The sequence below is a fragment of the Acidimicrobiales bacterium genome, assembly GCA_035546775.1.
Taxonomy (GTDB): domain Bacteria; phylum Actinomycetota; class Acidimicrobiia; order Acidimicrobiales; family JACCXE01; genus JACCXE01.
The window spans coordinates 23,027-42,519 of sequence record DASZWD010000004.1; the positions used below are offsets into that span (position 1 = coordinate 23,027).

Below are 19,493 nucleotides of genomic sequence, written 5' to 3' on the forward strand. Positions count from 1 at the left end.
GGCCGACGTTAGCTATAGCGTTGTCGCGCTGTGCAGATTCTTGGGCGCTTGGTTCGAACTGCAGCGATCGCCGGAGCGCTCTTGGCGATTGGCCTGCTGATCCTGATTCCTCAGGCGCGCGCCTTCACCGGCGACTGGACGACCTCGAAGGGCCAGGCGCTGGCCCAGATGAGCGAGCTGAGCGAGCGCTCGGCGGTCCTGCGCCGCGACGGGACGGTTCTCGCCTATCTCCACGCCGACGAGAACCGGGCGCCGGTCAAGCTCTCGCAGGTACCCGACGCCGTCGTTAACGCCGTCATCGGCGTCGAGGACGACCGCTTCTGGAAGCACCACGGGATCGACCTGCGCGGCATGTTCCGCGCCCTCGCCACCAACGTCAAGTCGGGCGAAGTCCGCCAGGGCGGCTCGACGCTGACCCAGCAGCTGGTGAAGAACTCGCTGCTGACGCCGGAGAAGACCGTCGACCGCAAAGTCCGCGAGGCGCTGCTGGCCTGGCGCCTCGAGGACCACAACACCAAGAAGCAGATCCTCGAGCGCTACCTCAACACGGTGTACTTCGGCAACGGCGCCTACGGGGTCCAGGCGGCCGCCGAGGTGTACTTCGGCAAGAAGGCGTCGCAGCTCGACGAGGGCGACGCCGTTCTGCTCGCCGGCCTCATCCGCAACCCGGTCGGCTACGACCCCATCAAGTATCCGGCGGCGGCCAAGGCGCGGCGCAAGGTTGTCGTCGACCGGCTCGTCACCGAAGGCGTCATCACCCAGGCGGCGGGTGAGCAGGCGCTGGCGCGTCCGTTGCCGAGCAACGTGCAGAGCCTGGAGAAGACGCCCAACGACTACTTCGTCGAGGAGGTCAAGCAGGCGCTGCTGCACGACCGCCGCCTCGGCGAGACCGAGTCCGAGCGCTACAACGCGGTGTTCAAGGGTGGGCTGCGCATCTACACGACGCTCGACCCCGCCGTCGCCGACGCCGCGCAGCACGCCGTCGACAACATCCTGCCCGACACCAACGGCAAGTTCACCGCCGCCGTCGCGTCGATCGAACCGTCGACCGGCGCGGTGCGCGCCATCGTGGGCGGCAAGGACTTCGAGTCGCAGAAGTTCAACCTGGCGACGCAGTCGCACCGCCAGCCCGGATCGTCGTTCAAGGCGTTCGACCTCGTGGCCGCGCTGCGCGAGGGTTACGGCCCCAACACGAGCGTGGACGGCACGTCGCCCTGCACCGTGCAGTTCCCCGACAACCCGCCCTACAAGCTGCAGAACTCCGAAGGCGAAGGCGGCGGTGTCATGAGCCTGACGGAGGCGACGGCGGGTTCGATCAACTGCGCCTACGTGCGCCTGGCGTCGGTCGTGGGGCTCGACAAGATCGAACAGGCGGCACACGACCTTGGCGTCACGTCCGACCTCAAGGTGCACGGCCACAACTGCAACTGCCTGACGCCGGCGATGGCCATCGGCGGCCTCGAGACGGGCGTGTCGCCCCTCGAGATGGCCTCCGCGTACGCGACGCTCGCCGACGACGGCGTGTACCACAAGCCGTACTTCATCGAGAAGGTGCTCGACCGCCACGGCAAGGTGCTGTTCCGCGGCGCGTCGAAGGGCGAGCAGAAGGTGTCGACCCAGATCGCGCGTGAGGCCGTGTCGATGCTGCGCACCGTGGTCACCAACGGCACCGGGACCGCGGCCAACCCGGGTCGGTGGATGACCTTCGGTAAGACCGGCACCACGTCGGACTTCACCGATGCGTGGTTCGTCGGCTCGACGCGCCAACTCACCGCCGCGGTGTGGATGGGCTCGCCGGTGGGCGCGATCTCGATGGATCACGTGGGAGGAGTCGGCCGCGTGTTCGGCGGTACGTACCCGGCGCGCATCTTCGGATCCTTCATGCGCACCGCGATGGCCGGGCGTCCTGCGCTGGCGTTCCCCGCTCCCGACCCAAAGCAGATCGGCAACCGCCAGATGCACCTCAGCCCGACGGCGACGACCGGTGTGACCGACACCGTCGTGCCGGGCGACGTCCAGGTCGGCGAACCGGGCGTCACCATCGGCGACGGCAACCCGGGCCACGACGGGGGCGGTGGCGGCGGCCCGCCGACGACCAAGCCGCCGAAGAACCCGCCGCCGACGCAGCCGCCGCCCACCCAGCCGGGCTGCCAGGAGCCGGACAACTGGCCCGACAACTACCCGCCGTTCTGCTCGTGAGCACCCAACTGCTGGTCATCCAGGACACCGACCTCGCGATTGACGACCTGCGCCGTCGCCTCGGTGTGTTGCCCGAGCGCGCCGCGGCGCACGCGTTGAACGAGCGCCGCCACGCGGCCGAAGCCGAAATCGTCCGTCTCGAAGGCGACCTCGAAAAGCTCGCCGCCGAGGAGGCGTCGATCGAAGAACAGCTCGCGACCGTCGAGGCGCGCGCCAAGGCGCTTGACGACGCGCTGCGTTCGCCCGGATCCGCGACCCGTGACGCCCAGGCGATCATCCACGAGATCGACCAGCTGCGGGCCCAGGCCGACGGGTTCGAGGAGGCGGGATTGGCGTTGCTCGAACAGCGCGACGCCCTCGCTGCCGAGCAGGCGCACAACCAGCAGATCCTCGACGAGGTGGCGACCGAGGCCCCGATCGTGCTCGCGGCGCTGCAAGAGGCCGAAGGCGAGGGCGGCAAGGAGCTCGCCGCGCTCGAAGCCGAACGCGCCGCGCTGGCCGCCAAGGTCGACGCGGCGGTGCTGGCCAACTACGAGCGGCTGCGCGCTCGCTTCGACGGCATCGCCGTCGCCCGCGTGCACGGCGGCGTGTGCACCGGCTGCCACCTGTCGCTGTCGGCCGCCGACCTCGACCAGTTCAACCGGCTGGCGGTCGGGCAGCACACGACCTGCGAAGAGTGCGGTCGCTTGCTCATCCGCGAGTAAGCATCCCGGCGTGTTCTTCTGGTACGCCGCGTTCGCGGTGCTCGGGGCGTGGGCCGTCCTGCGCGACGCGCGCTTCGACTACCGCCTCATCGCGCTCGGCGCGGTGTTGCCCGAACTCATCGACGCTCCGGTCGGGCACCGGGCGCTGGCGCACACGCTGGTCTTCGCCGTCGGCTCGCTGGCGCTGGTGATGCTGTTGACGATCAACCGGCGGTCGCTGCGCAAGCACCTCATCGCCATTCCGATCGGGTTCTTCGCCCACCTCGTGCTCGACTTCGTGTGGGTCGACAAGTCGCTGTTCTGGTGGCCCGGCTTCGGCAGCTGGGGGTCGACCGGCATCGTGCCGGCGATGCCGTGGCTCGTGGTGCGCGAGGTCATCGGGGTCGTCGGCGCGGTCGTCGTCCTTCGCCGCTGGCGAGACGGCAGACTCGCGTAGCGATGTTGATCCTTGCCCGACACGGTCGAACCGCGGCCAACGCCCAGCGCCTGCTCCTCGGGCGGCTCAACATCCCCCTCGACGACCTCGGCGCCCGTCAGGCCGCCGCGGTCGGCGCAGCGCTGGCCCGCTCGGTGAAGCCGGTGCGGGTGATCGCCAGTCCGCTCGGGCGCACCATCGAGACCGCCGGTGCCATCGCCGCGGCGTGCGGCGTCGCCCAGGTCGAAACCGACGAACGCTGGATCGAGGTCGACTACGGCCAGTACGACGGCGAACCGCTCGCCGAAGTGCCCAGCGAGGTGTGGCAGCACTGGCGCTCGGACTCGGCGTGGACGCCGCCCGACGGTGAGTCGCTCGCCGATGTCGGCGTGCGCGTGCGCGCCGCCTGCGAGGAGTTGATGGCCGAGGCGGCGCACGAAGACGTGGTCGTGGTGAGCCACGTGTCGCCGATCAAAGCGGCGGTTGCCTGGGCCGTCGGCACCGGCGATCAGGCGGCGTGGCGCCTCTTCTGCGACGTGGCGTCGATCTCCCGCATCCGCACCACCGGCGACCAGCCGACCCTCGTGTCCTGGAACGAGGTCGCCCATTTGGACGGCGTCACCACCGACTAAGTCAGGTCGAGGGGATCCAGCGGCCGTCGGTGCCGCGCGTGTAGTTGAGCCAGACGGTGCGGGTGCCGGCGGCGGCGCGCACGAGGGCGTTCTCCCAGCCGTTGGCGGGCAGCGAGTAGTGCGAGCCGGGGAACTCGCGGGCGCAGGCGGTGGCGCCGCTTGACTGCGGCGCAGCGAGCGCCGTGACGCGCCAGGTGTCGGGGTTGACCATGCACACGAAGGCGTGCGGCTGGCCGCAGTCGTCGGTGTGGAACCCCGCGTCGGCGATCGAGGCCGCGCACGCCGGCCCGGCGCCGTTGGCCGCCGGTTCCTTCGGCGCCCATGACCACACGATGGCGGACAGGCGCGGGTCTTCGGGCGTGAGCTGGTCGAAGCCGATGAGCGTCACGCCGCAGCGCGCCATGGCGCCCGCCTCGCGGGTCGTGAGTTGACTCGACGACCCGCCCACCATGGCCGACAGCCACGTCGAGTCTTCGTACCAGCGCACGACGGCGTGACCGGCGCCGGTGCGGGCGCGCTCCGCGGGGCAATCGGTCTTGAGTCCGGGGTAGTCGTCGCCCGCACCCGACGACGACTCGACCCAGTTCGACGACGCGCCGCGCTCGTGCACCCACGTGCCCCACGCCCCCGGTCCGCAGTTGCCCACGATGATCACGCGATGGCCCGCGGCGCGGATCTGCGCGGGTGTGGTCGACGTGTCGAGCGGCGCGCACCGGTGACCCGCCGGCGGGCGCGCCACCAAGTCGCCGAGGCCCTCGCGGATCTCCTTGGCCGCCGTGGCGTGGGCGACCTTCGAGGAGCCCAGTTGGTTCTCGAGATAGAGCAGCACGACCTGGTTGCTGTTCTGCGGTTCGTTGAGCCACTGGCGCAGCTCCTTGAGGCCGTCGGGGAACGGCCGGTCGGCCGAGCAGCCGGCGTCGACCCCGATCACCTGCGTGCCGTGGCACAGCACCACCGCCTGGCCGAAGTTCTTCACTTTGCCGTAGGGCGACGGGAACCAATGCAGGTCCATCTCGATGGCGCGCACGTCCATCGTGAGTTGGTCGCGGATGCTGTAGATCTGGTTCGGGTCCTGGTTCGTCAGGGTGGGGTAGTAGGCGGACGCGTTGAAGGTGTTGTGGGTGTGGGGGATCGTCGCCCGCGCCAACGCCACGTTGTCGTCGATGTCGCGCTGCAACGTGAGGGCGCGATGCGTCCAGCCGCCGAGGTACGTCGACAGGTGGCCCTCGCCGGTGCGGCGGCCGTCGAGCGTGTAGCACGCCCCGTTGAGGTCGAGGTCACGGCACCGGTTGGCGGGGCCGCGTACGAGTTGTTCGCCGGTGCGGCATGCCCGCTCGCCGACCTGCGGCGTCGAGCCGACAGTGGCTCGGCAGGCGGCGACGACATCGGCGCCGGTCGGCCGCGCTTGGGCCGGCGACGCCAGCGCGACCAGCGCGATCGCCACGAGTACAACCAACCGCCGCCCCCAAGCCATGGGCCAAGGGTACGCGCCGGGGTGACGGATTAGCCGTCGAGCTGGGCGAGCATTGGGCACGGTCGGGGTACAGCCAGCCTTCGACGATGCGATCACCATCGGCGCGCCACACCGAGCAGCCGGTGTAGCTGATCGATCGATCGCCCGCCGCCGTCCCCTCGATGCGCCAGTGCACGAGGAGGCGGTCGGGTGCTTCGGCGGCGGCCAGCACGTCGGCGCGGTAGTCGGGCAACAACCCGAAGAACCCGTCGATCATCGAGCAGTAGGCGTCGACGCCGCCCAACTCCGCGCCACCCGGGACGTGCACGACGACGTCCTCGGCGAGGAACCCGCGATGCCCGCTCGTGTCGTGCCGATTCTCCGCGGCGGAGAGTTGCTCCCAAAGTTCCCGGCAGGAAGCCATCGCCCAACGCTAGTGACGACGTGGTGACGGTGAGTCGGCCTGTAAGCGGGATTCTTCTCTGGCGGCTTCGTGACCTGCGCCGTCGCGGCGATGTGGCCTGCTACCTGCGAATCCGTTACTCCGCATGTCGCGCTGTTGTGCGCTGTTGCGCACCCTCGCGTGTCACGTTTGTGTCACGGAGTGAGGCTCCGGGCGGACGATCGTGCGGTAACAGTACGTCGGGAAGGCGCCGCCTCCGTGGTGCAGGTGTGCGGCCATTTCGGATCGTGCTTAGTGGCATCATCGTGACGTGGCAGACGAGTTGTTGCTTGAGCCCTCTCGACGATGTCCCGAGTGCGATTCGGACAACTGGGTGATGGACGAGGGCGACCTGCCAGACTCCACGGAGGCGACGGCTGGTACTGCCGTGTGCAACTTGTGCAGCCACCGGTGGGGTCCGTTCGTGCAACTTCTCACGCGACGTGAGCTGCAAACGAGCTACCAATTTGACTGTCCGAGTTGCGGGCCTGGTGGTCTTCTCTGGGTCGATACAGAAACGGTCGCTCAGCTCCCGAAGGACGCGATAGTCCACACGCTCGAGGTGGGCCACATGGCTCATGGCGAGCCATCGTGCCGCGTCGTGCGCGCTCAGTGGACGAATGTCCCGAACACCGACAGGCCCAGCCTTCGCGCCGTGCAGACGTCTTAGTCCCGTGCGCTGCGGCGGCCGGCCTCAACCACATGGAGTTGCCGCCACGCCTTCGTTGATTGCGTCCCGGCTTCGGCGCGAGAAGACCTACCGAAAGAGGTGGCTGCGCGTTGCTCGAACGTATTCCTCGAAGCCGTCACGCGTGTAGGACGGAGGAAACAATGGGCCCGTCAGCCGATACACCAAGGCGCTGAGGGACTCGTCACCAGCACCGAAGGCGAGTTCCGCGAGTGCTGTCTCCACCGGCAGGACCCCACGCTCGGCGACCGAGATCATGTACTCGTACTCCGTGAGACCGCACACCATCGGGAGTAGCACCTGATCCGTGCGAAACAGCTGCTCCGTCTCGATGCATTCATCGAGCAACGCTCGCAGCGCGATTGACCACTGGAACGGTTCGTCGAGAACCAGTAGCGGCAGATACGGCGCGGAGGCCGGCACTTCATCTCCTTCTATGGCGAACATCCCGGAGCGATGGTCAGTGATGGACCTGTCGAGCTGGCGCAGCTTTCCCTTGAGATCCTCGACGTAGGCAATGAAGCTCGTTCGGTCGCCTACCTCGAACACGGCGCGAGGAGGGCGGCCAGCTCGACACTCGACGAATACGCGCGCCTTTCGCGTCTCGTGGTTGACCGCGATCATGACGTCAGATGACTTCCTTCGAGCTGCCTTTCGCCCGTACTCCACCTCACCGGACACGACGAGGTCCGGGCTGGACAGTGGTCGCGTCACTTCAACGCAATACGACTCGAACATTCGCCCGAAGTGAGTTGTAAGCGCGCCAGTGTGGTCACCGGCGTCGCGGTGAAGCATCCAAAAGATGCCTGTGGTCGCGCGCTCGATCGCGAACCGCAAGCAGGCGGGGACGAGCAGGTCTGGTCCGCAGGGAAGGAGCGGCGTCTCGGCGAAGTCGTAGAAGCACCAATAAGTGGGCTCCTGGCCTGAGATGTCGGAGCGCGTTGGTTGGAAGGTGAGTTGGTCGAGAACTGCCACGGCGAGTTCTGGATCGACCGTGGTCTCGCTGAAGTAGCTCGTTGTGTTGAAGACAGGATTCGCACCGGAGAGTTTGATGTCGAGCAGCATCAGTGCAGGGGCCATCGCGATCGCGCTGAAAAGGCCGGCGCTGATCCCGAAGTTGCGAAGGCAATATTCGTCAACGGTTTCCAAACCGGAGGGCCAGTCGCTAGTGGGGGTCAGCCAGAGCCGGTACGCACGACCGCCTACGCTCACCGCGGAAGCGGTCTTGTTGATTTCTGCCGCGCGCATGGCGTACATCGCCATGTCGACGAGATCCCACTTGTCAGGGTCGGACGCGCCCAACAGATCTCGAGCGTCGTTGACTTGCGCGGCAGCCAACACGAAGTCTTGGACGCGCTCTCCGTCTTGGAAAGACGTACCAGGGCCCTCGACTCCCATTGCAAGCGCGAGTCGTTCCAGTGCCATGAGTTGGCCTGGAAAGAACAGCGCGTCGTACCTGCCTGCCTCGTGTCCAGCGGCGAGGTCAGCCTCGAACGCCGCCGCTGTATCAGGCGGAAAGATCTCGCGAATTAGGTCGCGCTGCGACTCAAGCGTTGAACCGCGGTCCGATTGTTCGAGCGTGACGCTCAGTCGCGCCGCCGCCTGCACCGCGTCAATCACCGACATGCCGCTGACAATCGCAGCGAGCGACTCTGGCGTACCAGGCGCACCGAAATGCTCGCCGCTGGCCCCGACGGCCATCTGACTCATTCGCCGTTCGGCCATTCTCCATTCTCGGCGACCAGTCGGTCGAACGTATGTTCTTTCAGGTTCACGAGTAGCAATACAATCTGAGGAAGTGCCTTCGCGAATTCCTGAGGTCCGTCGCCGCTACCAGCGACGAGCCAGGTCTGCGGCGACCTTGCGGCAATCGTCCCGCTGCACGCCTGAGCTTCCGTCGGACGAAGGGGCAGGTCACTCCTCAGGACTCCCTTCGCCAATAAACAACGTCGGGTCAATTGTTCCCGGCACCACGCGGAGGGGCGGCTGGCGTTCGTAATAGAACCCCGGCGGCTTGCACTCCGCGTCGCCGTTTGGCGTCCACGCTTTGTGACCAAGTGCTTCGTTCCCGAGTACCGCGAGGTCGCGAATAACCAGGCGAGCTCTCGCGATGTTTTCAAGGGCACCATCGGGGTTTCCGAACTCGAGATCCAAGCTTATTACCAGCGCAAGAGTCGTGTACTGACCGAGGTGGGTGAGGAACGCGTCATCGTCAATCCTGCTCGCGAGAACGCGGACCGACTGCAGGGCGTTTTTCGCCGGCGAGAACGCCGCTACCGCTTCGCTCTTGAACGCGGCAGTCAGCTTCCGAGCGTCGCCATTGAACGGATCAGTCGGCTTGCCGTCGGCCCAGCGCGACAAGACCAGCGATGCCGCGTTCAAGGCGGTGAGGTGGTCACCGTCGAGCAGTTCGAGAAGCGAGAGAACCGCCGCCTCGGACCGCACCTTCCGACGTTCACGCCGCTCGATCCGACCTCCGAACAACAGCGTCACGAGCCCAACTCCGACGCCACCTGCTATCGCGCCAAGGGTGGCGCCGAGGATGCCCGCAGCAAATGGCTTGTCCCACTTGACGTCATGAAGCACGTAGGCCCACAACGCGACTCCTGCGGCGACAAGCACGAGCGCGATGGTCACGCGCAGAGCCCACTTCTTCACAGAACGCACGCTAGGCAACGGCGGAAAGGCCGTCGCTCGGCATCTTGGTGAGGTCGCGCTGCGTCACTGCTCAGTTGGGTCGAACAGTCGTACGTTTGGAGCGTGCCACCGCTGACGTCTCCGCTCATACCGGCGCCCGACGAACTAAACGGGCTCAGGTCGGCGATGCGCGACATTCAGGTTTCTATCGCGAACTATCAACGCGCCTGCACAGGCGTTGGCGTGGACGCGGAGACGCTCGCGACGCCGGTTCGAACGCTCGTCGTTTTTGTAGAAGTCCTGAACGAAGTGCTCTGCAAAGACTTCTCCGGTCAAGCGTTCTACCGGTCGCTTTTTGACTCTCCCGCTGATCCGCGTGTCGAGCTCATTGAGGCGTTCAGATACGTCCGGAACGTTGGGCAACACCTCATTCACCCGGTCGCGCCCGATCCGACCGCTGCAGTAGGTGGAGTGGGGCTGGGGTTTCGTACGTTCGCCACATGGCAACCTGTGCCTGCGCCCGTCCACGCGCGCCTACGCGCAAGCACGCAGAAGCTAAAGGTGCATTTCGACACGCATCTCGTCGGAAAGGACGTCATTGAGACGACCCTGGATGCGGCGAAGTTCTTCTGGCAGGTTTGCCCCGACCTTGTTCACCGGGACTCCAATTCCGAGTGGACCGGGTTTCCACTCCGCCACCAGGCCGGTGTCTCGACTCGCTTGCATCCGGAGGAGCCTGTTGACCGTGCAGCAGCTCTCGCGTGGATGGCGACGCGACGGCCGGGTGGAGACTTCCGAGTTGTGTGCGGCTGCCTTCATGATGCAGGAGGTCCCATCGTGTTCGGACTCACCCTGCGACACGGCTGCGCCTTTACTCCGTTCTTCGAAACACCCGAACAGGTCGAGGCTGACATCGCGACGGGCTACGCGTACTACGAGGCTGAAATTGAACCCAACATGTCGATCTGCAGCTCGCTGCACGACGTGAGCGGACCCTTCCCCTCGGTGTGGTGCAGCAACGACCTGCCGCCGACATGGATCGGCTTGCCGATTGCGAAGCCCCGCACGGGCTCCGAATGGTCGTCGTTCGAGACAATTGACTTCTGGCGTTATCAATGGTTGGGCGAGGGCGACCCCCACGGCTTCCTCACGAGGCGAGAGCGTCGATTGAGCGCGTGGTTTCCTCTCAACTGACCGGCAACCTCTGGGGACTCAGGCGCGAAGGCGCGAGGGGTCGACTCCCTGCTTCGAGAACTGACACTTGCCCGCGCCGACTGTTCCGCGACCTCGTAGCTGGAACCTGTCAGGAAGTTGAGTCTGGGCCAGGTCAACGAGCTCGAGGACGTCCGCGACGTCGAAGACCCATCGCGCCACGTCTCCAACCTCGAGCCGACAAGGGATTCGGGGGTTTCGCGGTGGGTTGACCTCGCCATATGCGATCGTCGGACCAACTCCCACGCTGCATTCCGTGATGGTGACCGGTAGCCGGCCTACGTTCGTTATCTCGACCATCAGTGCCGGGATGGAGTCCCTCGCCGTCGGCTTCGAGACATCGAACGAAGCGATCGGAAACGACGCGTACGTCGTACCGTTGATCCACGCACCGCGAAGCTCAACTGTCGCTCGTCCGGAAGTCAAAAAATGACTCGCGATGTTCCATCCCAGCGATAGTGCGCCTGTCAGCGCGCCGATGATGCCGAGAACGAGCGCGGCCGCGCTCAATTCTGTTGCCTTCTCGCAGAGTCACGAATCAGCATCGCCGTCACTCCTCGTCCGTCACTCGAAGCTCACGAACAACCGAGACATGTTGCGCTAACTGAACCGCTTCTTCGAGGATCTCTCCGATCGGTACTCGTCGGCGTGAATGCCTGCTCACAAGCCGGCGCTCGAGAACGGGCCACAAAGCGTCGGCCAGCATTGGCTTCGTGATCGTGACGCTGCGCCATTTCCTCCAGATCGACTCAACGTTGCGGTCGCCGGCTCGATGCCGTGCAACTCGCCCGGTTAGCTCGACCACGGGCGGCGAAGCGGTCCTCGCCAAGCTTCGAATGCCCCGCGCAAGTTCTGCATCACTGAAATGGGAGAACTCGAACGGTCCACCGTCACCCCACGTGCGCACAACTACTAGATGCTCGAGATCGCTTCGCATCTTCGGAGTGCGCACTTCGCTCGGCACGGAACCAAGTATCTCGTCAACGACCTCTTGACGTTTACGCTCGCAAAGTTCTGGCGTCGCATATCCGTGCTCCGCATCGACTGCGATCACTAAGGCAGTCAATCGCCGGAGAACTCGAGCGCCCCGGAACCCATTGGGGTCGAGCAACGGCACGGCTAGAGCACGGCCGAGTAGACGAACGTCTCCTCCGACGCCTTTCAAGTTCACGAACTGGATTAAGCCTTGACGTTCCTCAACCCCCATTAGCGCCAGGACTCGCGGCGCGAGCTGCATCTCCGTTTCGCCTTCCAATGCAACAACCACGGCGGGCGTCTCGCTGAGCCGGAAGTCGAGCAATGTCTCCGCACGCTCACGCGCATCAACCACCAGACGACTGTGGCGCGCCTCGCGCCACTCGGTTGACACCGGCTTGAGTTCGGGTGCACGCCCGCACGCAGCTAGATCCTCTCGGAACAACAGCAGGTGCTCGGCGGCGATCCGAAAGTCCATTGCAATCAGCGCGTCGAACCGAAGGTCGCCCCACTTGCTCGGTGCACCGATACGAGCAACTCGTCCCCATTTCCCCAACGGGTCGAACCAATCCGCCGTGCGAAGAAGATGCTCGGCCTGAGAGAGGACAACGTCTGGCTTCGCAGCCAAGCGACGCCACTCGGGCATTGGTTCGATGCCGTCGACGTGTGAATACAAATCGTCCGACGGCGACCGGAGCGTGGCCAGAACCTGAGGGCGATACCTAGACGCAAGTAGTTCGAGTGCGACCGCGAGGTTCCGGGACTGAGTCATCACCTCTTGAACCTCGACCGATGCCCGAGGCAGGGTCCATTCGATGTCGTCACCCACTCGGCGGCCTTGGAAGCCTGCGGCCAGATCGCGCAATTGTCTGACCGCAAGCAGTTGGTACTCCGAATACCGGACGTCGCGATCGTGCGCGTTACGAGGCCACCGGCGAAACGCGTGCTGTGCGGGGTCCGTAACTCGGCCCTCAGCGGCAGCGCGCCGCACTTGCCACTCACCCGTGTGCGAGCGTGCCTTGCTGTCGGTTCGGATCGGAGGCGCTACGCGACTCGGCCAGACGCGGAGGAGCGGGACGAGCAAGCCGCGCCGATGAAACTGTTCGAGCTGACCTGGCCGAAGCCGAAGCCCGCGCTTCTCAGCCTCGCGCTCGAACTCTCGCTCGCCCAGCAATCGCGTTTGCGAAAGCGTCCATCGGTCACGCAGCAGCCCAAGCGTCGAGGCAACGGCTGGAGCGACCATTAGTGACACCCGCGATGGCAGAGACGATGCGGGCGAAGGTTTAGCTCGTCGACTGGGTCGTTGCGCCGTCATGCGGCAAGTCTCGTCACTGCGGCGCCAGCGGCAAGACAATGCGGCATTTCGTGTTCGAGCCAGTCGCGGCCACTGGCCCCGGCTGCAAACCGTCGTCGTCGCTGAATGCGTACCCTGTCGGCGAAGACCCCGGTGGGCCCTGCCGACAGAGGCATCCTGCCGGGGTTATTGCTTGCTTGTCCACATCACGTTCGCGACGTGGACCTTCGAGATCAATCGCTTACCTCGACTCGACGACTTCGTACGCGATGCCGAATTGGGCGGCCGCGGCTCGAACGAGCGGAGCATCCGTGCGCACGACTATGTCACCTCCGACAGCGATTGCTGTCGCGATCGCGTCCGCAGCGAGCATGTTCAGCTGCCGATCCGTCTCGAGCGTCGTCATGATCGGGATCAGCTTGCGGTAGTCGAGCAGCCCCACACTCGGCGGAAGCGCGTCAAGGTGTTCTTGCACCTGCACCTGTTCGGGCTCACCGAGAGCGCGGAACGCTGCCGTCAGCGCACCTTCGAGCCGATTGTTCAGCAGTGCGTTCGCGAGCCGGTAGTACCAGCAGCCGGTGGTGAACACTTCTCCGGATTCAAATGCCTGCTGCATCGCGGGCTCGGCGACGCCGGCGAGCACCTCCAGGAGCGCGAGATCGTCGACGACGATCAACTTGGGCGGCGTCCGTTACGCGAGGTCAGGATCGTGTTCCGCGATCGTTGCGACAGCTTCCGCGAAGGTGCCATCGGCCACGATCTTGGCGAACGCCTCGCGGAAAGCGGGTGTGGTCTCGATGTGCTTGCCGGGAAGAGGATGAAGCGATCCATCTTTCTCGGCGGCAGCCCGGGCGCGTTCGACTGCTTGTCTCAGGGACGGGTAGCGGTCGAGATCCAGTGCCACGCCCAAATTGTACCGGTGACCTGGGACGCTGAGGTTCACGCTGATTCGCACAGCGGCCCGGTCCATCGCCGTCTCTTCACGCGCTGAGGATTCCGCTGAGGGTGTTGTCGCATCCTGACGGTGCTCCGCGAGCGCCGGAGGTTTCCCGTGGCGACGACCGACACCCCGAAGCTGATCACTGGCCCGCAAGCCGCTCGCTTGCTGCGGACTGACTGGTCGACGGCGTGTGACCTGGCACTCGCCTTGCTCGAAGCACGCGGCACCGAACCACTGGCCGTCCCGCTCATCTGCAGGACGAAGCGCATACCGGTTGCCGCGCCGGGCCGACGGTACGCGGCCAACGACCTTGCTGCGACCTGGACCTTCGGTCTTGATCGTCGACGCCGGCCTCGCACTCGCACCTGCCCATCGCTGTCGCCTTCAACCTCAACTCTTGATCGCGCCTGCAAACAGCTCAGCCTGTTCGACGGCCCCGAGGCTTGACCCCAATGGCTCAGCGACCTCTCCCGCCCTCGGAACCAACAACGACAGACGAGTGCAAACGGGTTCGCTGTGTGGGTGGTGTGCGTTGACCGTACGTGTGACCACGCTGAAGGGCGCGTCCGCGGGCGCGTATTACACCGAGGAGCTTGGCGGCTACTACGTCGACGGCGGCGAACCCGCGGGCCGGTGGTGGGGGAGCGGCGCGGAACGCGAGTTCGAGCTGTCCGGCGACGTCGACGCCGACGAGTTCCTCGCGCTGATGGCCGGACGCGATCCGGCTACCGGTGCGTTGCTCGGTCGCGCGTATGGCGAGCGGTCGGCCCGTGGCTACGACATCACCTTCTCGGCGCCGAAGTCCGTGTCAGTCGTCTGGGCCGTTGGCGAACCGGACCTGAGGGCCGAGGTTGCGGCTGCGCACGACGCGGCGGTGGAGGCGGTGCTGAGCTTCGTCGAGCGCCACGCCCATGTCCGGCCGTCCATCGGGGGCCAGGTGGTCGTGGTCGACGGTCGCGGTCTTGCTGTTGCCCGGTTCCGCCAGCACACGAGCCGCGCGTTGGATCCGCAGCTACACACCCACGCCGTCGTCGTCGCGAAGGTGCGAGCTCCCAACGGCGGCTGGTACGCCCTCGACGCCCGCCTGATCAAGCACGACCAGCGGGCGTTGTCGGCGCTGTACCACGCAGGCTTGCGAGCCGAGCTCACGCGCCGGCTGCGCGTCGAGTGGCGCGATCCGGTCAACGGGATCGCAGAGATGGCCGGCGTTCCTGACGAGGTGCTCGACCGGTTCTCCCGTCGAGCGGGAGATGTCGAGGCACGCCTGCAGGTCAAGCTCGACCGATTTCGCGAGACGCTGAGCCGTGAGCCCATGGCGCGTGAGCGGTGGCGGCTGGAACGGGAGGCGGTTGTCGACTCGCGCCCGTCCAAGCCGAAAGGTCGCGCGGCCAACGAACTGCGCGACACGTGGCGGCACGAGTTGACCGAAGTCGGGGTCCAACCTGAGACGTTGATCGCCGCAGTGACCGACAGACGACAGGGTCTCCCGCTAGACGCGGCCGACACCTCGCGGATGCGACTCTTCGCCCTCGCGGACCTTGCTGAGCGTCAGTCGGGCTGGAGGCCAACCGAACTTGTCGGCGCCGTCGCCCGCGCCACGCCAACAACAACCTCGGAGCGCGCAGATCAGCTTGTTGCCCGCATCGAAGAGGTTGCCGAAGAGGCCATTGCGAGGCAGCTTGTCGACCTCGGGCCCGAACTCGACGAGCGCATTCCCGTGCGGTCCGACGGCCGCCCCATCACTGAATCGGCGCTCGATCGCCGGCTCACGCTCCCTTCGATCATCGAGCAGGAGGAAGCTCTCGTGGCCTGGGCCGAACGACGCTGGGCGTCGCCGGGCACGCCGGCCCACCTCACCGGCGTAGAGGTCGAAGAGCTTGATGCCGCGCAGCGCGTCGTCGCGGCAGCGGTCGCAGGCACAGCACCGCTGGTCTGTGTCGTTGGGCCGGCCGGCGCAGGAAAGACAACGGCGCTGCGCCCAGCGGTGCGCGCGCTCCACGCGGCCGGCGTCACGGTTTTCGGTGTCGCGCCATCTGCCTCGGCGGCCGCGGTGCTTGCCGGCGAGACCGGCATGAACGCCGACACCGTCGACAAGCTGCTGCTCGAACACCAGCGACATGGCGGTCCCGTGGCGGCCCGCTACCGGCTCCCAGCGGGATCGACGCTCGTCGTAGACGAAGCCTCGATGCTCGGCACCCCACGTTTGGCCGCGCTTGCCGGTCTCGCCGACTTGAACAGGTGGCGGGTCGCACTCGTCGGCGACCCGCACCAGCTTTCTGCCGTGGACCGGGCCGGCATGTTCGCCCACTTCGTTGAAACTGGACCTGCGATCGAACTCGAACGCATCCACCGATTCGACCAAGCCTGGGAGCGTGCAGCCAGCAAACGGCTGCGCGCCGGCGACCGCGATGTGCTCGCTCTCTACGAAGAACACGGACGAATCGCCGGAGGCACCCGCATCGAGATGGAGCGCTTCGCCGCGAGGCGTTGGTGGGACGCGCATCAACGCGGCGAAAGCGCGCTCATCGTCACGCCGGCAAACGAGGCCGCGCGGCGACTCAACGGCACGATCCAGACGATGCGTCACGACGCCGGCCAACTCGGAAGTCGCTACGTCGAGACGAGCGAAGGCCTTCGTTTCTTTGTTGGAGACCGAGTCGTGACTCGACGCAACGACCGAACGCTGCGAACCGACCGGGGCGTGATGGTCCGCAACCGCGCAGAGTGGACGATCTTCGGCATCGACCAGCGCAAGCTCACGCTCACGGTTCGCAACGCGGACGGGAGGGTGAGCCTGCCCTCCAAGTACGTCGCGGCCTACCTCGACCTCGGCTACGCGCAGACGATTCACGCCGCACAGGGCCGGACGGTGGACCGCTGCATCCTCGTCGCCGACGACATGATCGACGGCCGCGGTGTATACGTCGGTATGACGCGAGGCCGACGGACCAACGACGCGCTCGTCGTCACCGACGCGAACCGAGACGCTCTCGATGTGCTCGGTGCCGCCATCTCCAAAGCGTGGGACGATGAGCCCGCGATCGAAACACGGCAGGAACTCGCCGCGCTCCAACGTGATGCGAACCGACTCGCGCGACGGTTTGGTGAGGAAGCGAGCGCTCTCGTTCAAGACCACTTCCGCTCTGCGGTTGGCGTCGACGCGGCGAAGGCTTTCAGCCGTAGCGCGGTCGAGGATTTCGGCGCAGAACTGTGACCGATGGCCAACACCGCGTGCCAGAACGCAACTCCGGGGGCAGTCCGCGAGAACGCGATGGTCGGAGCAGACCCTCGACCATCGTGGCCGTCCGCCCTCCTGGTCACAGCCCCACTGTTCGGTGCGCTCCGTCGGCGCACACTCGCGCGCAGTACGGTCAGGCGGTGGCTGGGGATTCTCCGATCTTCATCGGTGTTTGTAGCGGCAAGGGCGGCGTCGGAAAGTCGACGGTCACCGTTAACCTCGCTCTGGCGCTGCGGGACCTGCGTATGAGTGTCGGAGTAATTGATGCCGACTTCTACGGGCCGGACATCCCGCGGATGCTGAACATCACACGCAAGGTCGAGACACGCTTCGTGACCCTGTGGGATAGCCCGCAGTCAAAGAGAGGTCGCCCCCTGTCGCCCGTCGAATGTTTGGGCATCAAGGTCGTTTCGGCACAGTTCCTTATGGGCGAGGCGCAGAGCTTTGCGGTTACTGGCGGATTCGCAGGAATGCTCCTCGACCGGTTCGTCAACCACGTCGACTGGACCGGGACCGATGTCGTGCTCATCGACCTTCCTCCGGGGACCGCCGACCTTCAACAGCGCGCGACCGCTCTGCCGGGGATGGCGGGTTGCCTCGTAGTGACCACGCCGCAAGACGTCTCGCACCTCGACGCGAGAAAGCTCCTCAGCCTGCTGCGGTATCGCGGAGTGCGCGTTCTCGGCGGCGTTGAGAACATGGCCGCCTTCCGCTGCCCGTGCTGCGACGCCGAGATCGCCTTGTTCAGGCCGACCCCGCCTGACCGGGCAATCTGGTCCGCTTCGGTACCGAACCTCGCCTCGATCCCGTTCCACACAGAGGTAACCGACGCCGACCACTCGGGTGTCCCCGTCGTCGAACGCGCCCCCGATAGCGCGCCCGCATCTGCCTTCGCTGACTTGGCCCGGCATGTCAGCGCGCTCATCGGCGGCTGACAAAGTCCACGTTTTCGCGGGCATCGCAAGGTGCTCCGCTCGACATCGCTGCGTTGGCACAGGGCGACTATCGAGCGGCCGCCCAGTGTCCGCTGAACGTCGTCCACTCTCTTGAAAGGACGATTTCCGCCTGAGAGCCGCCGGCGGTGGGACGCCGTTCCGCCCGGAGACGGACATCGGCAGGTGACGGACGTCCTGCTTCGTGCCAGCGTCTCAGAGCGTCCGCAATCTGACTCGTCGGTGCCGGCGTACCGAATATGGAAACGACCAGGTTCTCTTTCACACGACCGACGACAGACAGACTCGTCCCCTCGAAGAGAGCCGGGCTCCAACCTGTCGCACTCGGCTTCGAAACGGCGCCGTAATTGCCGGCTGGCGTGACCACGGCCAGGTGAATCGGCGGCTCCGCGTCGCGCCAGCCGACGCTCACGGTGCAATATCCGTCCAGATGCAAGGCGAGCCATAGCGCCAGACTTCCGTACATCTCGTCCGCCGATGCCTCAAGACCAACGTCGCGCACCACCGGCTCGGCGGAGAGCATCTCTCGGATCGCGGGACCGTCGACCTCGTCGTCAATCGTCACCGCGATGCCTCGAGTCACGGCCGTCGTCGCTGGTTGGCTGAAAGGCCCGCGAAGCCGCATGAAGCCGCAGGGCCGAACAGAGGAACTCTCCATTACGTCGTTGCTGGTCTTGTCGAACGCGATGGAGACCTGGGGCCCGCGGAGAGAAAGCGGCGCAACCACACGCCCGCCAACAACAAGTTGCTCCCACCAGCTCGGCGGGATGTCCCAGATGCCGACCGTGGCGATGATGCGGTCGTAGCTCGCGCCGTCGGGATCGCCAAACATCCCGTCGCCCAAAATCACTTCAACGTCGCTTGCCCCTGCTGAGTGGAGGTGTGCTTGCGCGCCAAGAACGATGTCGTCGTCAATGTCGATCGTGCGGACGCGTCCCGCTGAGCCGACGAGGTGCGCCAACAACGCGGCGTTGTATCCAGTACCAGCGCCGACTTCGAGTACATGGTCGCCGAGTTGCACGTCGAGCTGCTCAAGCATGATGGCCACGATCGCGGGCTGCGAGGCGGAACTAATAGCGCGACCGTCATGGAGCTTCATCGGAATTGCTACGTCCGCGTACGCCGTTTCAAGAGGCACCTCCGGAACAAAGAGGTGGCGGGGGACGGCGCGCAACGCATCGATAACTGTCGCGCTCCCGAGCACTGCTGAGTCGATCAGCGCATCAACCATTGCACCGCGAAGGCTCTCGGAGTTGTCAGCCACTCATCCATTGAAGCGCGAGTGAGCTCCTCGAGCGTTCGGAATCACATCTCATCTCGTCACTGTCGCGCGGAAATGCGCGGTCGATCTTCGGCCGACCTGGGTGGACCTACCTCGCCGAATGCCGGCTGAGCGCGGAACTCGTCGCGCTTTTCGGCTCGCGATCGTACGTGGAACGGGCATGGGACAACTCGCACTCATGACCGTTGACGAACTCGCCGAGCTCCTGAACGTTTCCGTGCATCACGTTCGTCGGCTCGTCTACGAGCGCCGCATCCCATTCCTCAAGATCGGCAGCCGCGTGCGATTCGAGGCGAGCGCGGTGGAGGAGTGGCTGGCGACGCTGAGAGTTGACACGTACGCGTCAATGAACGGTCTTGCCCACTTGGCAGAGACGCGTCCACGATCGCAACCAGGCGCCCGCGGCCGCGCCCGATGAAGCGTGTGTGA

Annotated in this window: 16 protein-coding genes; 9 read left to right on the top strand and 7 right to left on the bottom strand. The window is 65.8% G+C overall.

Annotated elements, in window-relative coordinates; translation table 11 throughout:
• The first annotated feature begins 48 nt into the window (after nucleotides 1-48).
• The 4 genes from VHC63_01145 to VHC63_01160 are packed head-to-tail and all read left to right on the top strand — an operon-like array spanning nucleotide 49 to nucleotide 3,950.
• Nucleotides 49-2,199, top strand: a complete 2,151-nt coding sequence (locus tag VHC63_01145; protein HVV35176.1) for a PBP1A family penicillin-binding protein — start codon at nucleotides 49-51, stop codon at nucleotides 2,197-2,199.
• On the top strand, nucleotides 2,196-2,903 hold the full coding sequence (locus VHC63_01150; GenBank protein HVV35177.1) for a hypothetical protein: 708 nt from the start codon (nucleotides 2,196-2,198) through the stop codon (nucleotides 2,901-2,903). The genes VHC63_01145 and VHC63_01150 overlap by 4 nt, the downstream gene beginning before the upstream one ends.
• A 10-nt stretch (nucleotides 2,904-2,913) precedes the next feature.
• Nucleotides 2,914-3,339 (top strand): metal-dependent hydrolase, encoded by a 426-nt coding sequence (locus VHC63_01155; protein HVV35178.1) that lies wholly within the window; start codon nucleotides 2,914-2,916, stop codon nucleotides 3,337-3,339.
• A gap of 2 nt (nucleotides 3,340-3,341) precedes the next feature.
• Nucleotides 3,342-3,950 carry a histidine phosphatase family protein gene (locus tag VHC63_01160; protein HVV35179.1) on the top strand — a complete coding sequence of 203 codons (609 nt, stop codon included), beginning with the start codon at nucleotides 3,342-3,344 and terminating at the stop codon, nucleotides 3,948-3,950.
• 1,277 nt (nucleotides 3,951-5,227) lie between these two features.
• Here VHC63_01160 and VHC63_01165 read toward each other — a convergent pair.
• The 3 genes from VHC63_01165 to VHC63_01175 all read right to left on the bottom strand — a co-directional run bounded on the left by VHC63_01165 (nucleotide 5,228) and on the right by VHC63_01175 (nucleotide 9,191).
• Entirely contained in the window at nucleotides 5,228-5,827 is a 600-nt protein-coding gene (locus VHC63_01165; GenBank protein HVV35180.1) for a nuclear transport factor 2 family protein, read from the bottom strand.
• 775 nt (nucleotides 5,828-6,602) lie between these two features.
• Complete coding sequence (locus VHC63_01170) at nucleotides 6,603-8,258, bottom strand: hypothetical protein (GenBank protein ID HVV35181.1); 1,656 nt, start codon at nucleotides 8,256-8,258, stop codon at nucleotides 6,603-6,605.
• Between the two features lie 189 nt (nucleotides 8,259-8,447).
• Entirely contained in the window at nucleotides 8,448-9,191 is a 744-nt protein-coding gene (locus VHC63_01175; protein ID HVV35182.1) for a hypothetical protein, read from the bottom strand.
• A gap of 102 nt (nucleotides 9,192-9,293) precedes the next feature.
• Here VHC63_01175 and VHC63_01180 point away from each other — a divergent pair, with 102 nt between their 5' ends.
• Nucleotides 9,294-10,364, top strand: coding sequence for a hypothetical protein (locus VHC63_01180; protein ID HVV35183.1), 1,071 nt, complete (start codon nucleotides 9,294-9,296; stop codon nucleotides 10,362-10,364).
• Nucleotides 10,365-10,932: 568 nt separating this feature from the next.
• Here the strand turns inward: VHC63_01180 and VHC63_01185 are convergent.
• On the bottom strand, nucleotides 10,933-12,186 hold the full coding sequence (locus VHC63_01185; protein ID HVV35184.1) for a hypothetical protein: 1,254 nt from the start codon (nucleotides 12,184-12,186) through the stop codon (nucleotides 10,933-10,935).
• A gap of 264 nt (nucleotides 12,187-12,450) precedes the next feature.
• On the opposite strand from VHC63_01185, the gene VHC63_01190 reads away from it, so the two are divergent.
• A complete protein-coding gene (locus VHC63_01190; GenBank protein ID HVV35185.1) occupies nucleotides 12,451-12,603 on the top strand; it encodes a hypothetical protein in 153 nt (50 codons plus the stop codon).
• A gap of 289 nt (nucleotides 12,604-12,892) precedes the next feature.
• Here the strand turns inward: VHC63_01190 and VHC63_01195 are convergent, their stop codons facing one another.
• Entirely contained in the window at nucleotides 12,893-13,327 is a 435-nt protein-coding gene (locus VHC63_01195; protein ID HVV35186.1) for a hypothetical protein, read from the bottom strand.
• 15 nt (nucleotides 13,328-13,342) lie between these two features.
• The gene (locus tag VHC63_01200; GenBank protein HVV35187.1) at nucleotides 13,343-13,555 is read right to left on the bottom strand and encodes a hypothetical protein; all 213 of its coding nucleotides are present in this window, start codon (nucleotides 13,553-13,555) and stop codon (nucleotides 13,343-13,345) included.
• A 580-nt stretch (nucleotides 13,556-14,135) separates the two neighbouring features.
• Between VHC63_01200 and mobF the strand changes: the two genes are divergently transcribed.
• Nucleotides 14,136-16,805: a MobF family relaxase gene (gene mobF, locus VHC63_01205; protein ID HVV35188.1), complete on the top strand. Its 2,670-nt coding sequence runs from the start codon at nucleotides 14,136-14,138 to the stop codon at nucleotides 16,803-16,805.
• Between the two features lie 164 nt (nucleotides 16,806-16,969).
• On the top strand, nucleotides 16,970-17,764 hold the full coding sequence (locus VHC63_01210; GenBank protein HVV35189.1) for a P-loop NTPase: 795 nt from the start codon (nucleotides 16,970-16,972) through the stop codon (nucleotides 17,762-17,764).
• Between the two features lie 67 nt (nucleotides 17,765-17,831).
• Here the strand turns inward: VHC63_01210 and VHC63_01215 are convergent, their stop codons facing one another.
• Entirely contained in the window at nucleotides 17,832-19,046 is a 1,215-nt protein-coding gene (locus tag VHC63_01215; GenBank protein ID HVV35190.1) for a methyltransferase domain-containing protein, read from the bottom strand.
• A 178-nt stretch (nucleotides 19,047-19,224) separates the two neighbouring features.
• On the opposite strand from VHC63_01215, the gene VHC63_01220 reads away from it, so the two are divergent.
• The gene (locus VHC63_01220; GenBank protein HVV35191.1) at nucleotides 19,225-19,482 is read left to right on the top strand and encodes a helix-turn-helix domain-containing protein; all 258 of its coding nucleotides are present in this window, start codon (nucleotides 19,225-19,227) and stop codon (nucleotides 19,480-19,482) included.
• Nucleotides 19,483-19,493: the final 11 nt, after the last annotated feature.